Source organism: Cobetia sp. MC34 (genome assembly GCF_018340035.1).
Classification (GTDB): domain Bacteria; phylum Pseudomonadota; class Gammaproteobacteria; order Pseudomonadales; family Halomonadaceae; genus Cobetia; species Cobetia amphilecti.
The window spans coordinates 1-1216 of the sequence record NZ_JADPPY010000087.1; the positions used below are offsets into that span (position 1 = coordinate 1).

At 59.5% G+C, this 1216-nt stretch carries 2 protein-coding genes; one reads left to right on the forward strand and one right to left on the reverse strand.

The window, feature by feature from the left end:
- Positions 1-433: ISAs1 family transposase (locus IZU87_RS17240; RefSeq protein ID WP_213115360.1), on the reverse strand; the 433-nt coding region annotated here is incomplete at its 3' end.
- Between the two features lie 109 nt (positions 434-542).
- On the opposite strand from IZU87_RS17240, the gene IZU87_RS17245 reads away from it, so the two are divergent.
- Positions 543-1142, forward strand: a complete 600-nt coding sequence (locus IZU87_RS17245) for a 4-hydroxythreonine-4-phosphate dehydrogenase PdxA (protein WP_349305206.1) — start codon at positions 543-545, stop codon at positions 1140-1142.
- The last annotated feature ends 74 nt before the right edge of the window (positions 1143-1216 follow it).

The window sequence follows — 1216 nt, forward strand, 5'->3', positions numbered from 1 at the left end:
TCTTCACCTGCCCTAGCACGACACCATTAGCCGCGCTGAAGGCACTGACCATGTGGATCGCACCCTTGTTCTTGCCACGGCAATACGAGCCACGCAATGTCTTGCCATCAATGGCTACCACTGCGCCATCAGTCACGTCATGGCAACTTTTCATCCACTCAGCGAATGCAGTTTGCAGCTGCTCGGCATTCACCAGGGCCATCACCCTGGCCAAGGTATCGTGACTCGGCACGCCAGCTTCAAAATCGCCGTACTGGCGAAGAAAGTCCAACTTCGCGCGGCCAAAATCTTCGATTTCGTCCCAACCTTCTGCACCGCAGATCACCGCACAGACGATCAGAAACAAGATATCCGACAGCTGATGCTGCACTTTCCACGCCTGGCGGAAGTCGGGAACAATCGATAAATGGTGCATAAGAGACGGTGTCAACATCGGATCATCCATGAGCGAAAGCTGCTAAATGACCACATGAGGTCCTTTTGGTAAAGCGCTACGAGGCCCGTCGTAGAGCGGTTTTTCATGCATTTTCCCTGCCCACAGCGTGCTGGTCGGCGATCAGTGGCTGTGGGAGCAGGGCCAACGCCAGGCCGGTCTCTTCACCCAGCTGCCGCGCGTCGCAAGCTTCGCCGAGGCCCGCGAGCATGAAGGCCTGTCATTGATGCTGGTGGAAAGCGTGGCCCAGCAGGACGTGACGCTGGCCGAGGAAAGCGCCGCCTGTGGCGCCTCGACCCTCGCGGTGCTGTCTCGCTGCCTGGAAGCGGCCCAGAACGAGGAAGTTGACGCCATCTGCTTCGCGCCGCTCAACAAGCTGTCGATGAAGAAAGGCGGCCTCGGCCACGAAGATGAGCTGCACTTCTTCGCCGAGAAACTCGGAGTCGAAGGCTATTTCTGCGAGTTCAACACCCTGGGGACGCTGTGGACCTCGCGCATCTCCTCGCACATTCCGCTCAAGGACGCCGCCGAGTACGTCACTCAGGAGCGCATCATCGCCGCCAGCCAGCTGATTCATGACTCGCTGACACTGGCCGGCGTCGAGCAGCCGCGCATCGCCGTGGCCGCCTTCAATCCCCATGGTGGCGAGGGCGGCACGATGTCTGTCAAGCTTGTTGGAACCTGTAATCAGGCGGCTTCTAATCGCTGATCCTGTTGAACCAGCGGGTCTTCCTGGTCGGGGTTCAGCCAGACTGTCCGGCGCGGTGTCCAGTTGCGGGTGGC